This window comes from Polynucleobacter sp. 39-46-10 (genome assembly GCF_002282275.1).
The window spans coordinates 1-1,077 of the sequence record NZ_NCJB01000546.1 but is presented as its reverse complement, the minus strand read 5'-3'; the positions used below and the strand labels follow the sequence as shown (position 1 = coordinate 1,077).

General features: G+C 45.5%; 2 protein-coding genes. Both read right to left on the bottom strand.

The features are described from left to right. The coding region (locus tag B7X71_RS17590) for a glycosyltransferase (protein ID WP_293601695.1) at window positions 1-674 on the bottom strand (674 nt) is incomplete at its 3' end. 31 nt (window positions 675-705) lie between these two features. Continuing rightward, a partial coding sequence (locus B7X71_RS17585; protein ID WP_293601694.1) for a DegT/DnrJ/EryC1/StrS family aminotransferase occupies window positions 706-1,077 on the bottom strand: 372 nt, incomplete at its 5' end.

The window sequence follows — 1,077 nt, the reverse complement described above, 5'->3', positions numbered from 1 at the left end:
AGCTGATAGAGGCTATATTTAGATTCACCAGCAAAACGCTCTTCGTGTTTAACGCTGATTTCAGTTGGATTGGAGGCGAAGGTATAGGCCAGCGCTGGAATAAATGTATTGCTCTCGTCACACTGACGAACAAGATCAACAATACGACGGCTATAGCCGCGCAACATGCAACCTTGATCTGTCATCGTGATGCGAGTAATTTTCTCGCGTAAATGATTCATGGCACGGGAAGCAAATTTTCTAAAGAAGCTATCTCGACGATTCGCACGAATCGTACCAACGTAGTCATGACCCTTGAGCAATTCATTTACTAAGGCATCAATTTCTTCGGGGGGATTCTGTAAATCTGCATCTAGCGTGATGATGTATTCACCGCGGGAGTATTCAAAGCCAGCCATGATGGCCATGTGTTGACCAAAGTTACTATGAAATAAAACCGCCCGAGTGACATCAGAACGCAATTCAACTTGCTTAGCCAGGATGCCGGCAGAGCGATCTTTGCTGCCATCATTTACAAACACTACTTCATAAGCAATGTTGCGCTTGCTAGCCATAGCATCTAGTGCAGGGTATAAACGATCAAAGAGTGCTTGAAGACCGTCTTCCTCGTTGTAGACGGGAATAACAACGCTGAGCGAGGGATTGCAGGTTTGGGTAGCTAAATTAGCAGTCATGCTGCAATTTTGCCTGATTCCGTTCTCGATATTAGTTTTTGCGGTGTTTCTTCAAAATTCCCACTAAAGCGCTAGCTATACGGCCAATATCTTCATCGGCCATTCCCGGGAAGAGGGGAAGGGTCAAGATCGAGCGACCAATACGCTGCGCATTAGGGGTGGCATCAACTTGGTAACCTAGCTTTTGGTAAAGCGTAAATCCAGTAATGATGGGGTAATGAACGCCTGTACCAATACCTAGATCTTTGAGTTCAGTCATTACCTGCGCGCGATCCACATTCAGTTGTTCGAGAGGTAGTACGACCTGGAACATATGCCAGTTGCTATCGCTAAAGTTTTCTACAGGAAGTTCTAGATTGAGATTACCTAAGCCGGCGGATTTGATTTCAGTGCGAATTGCATC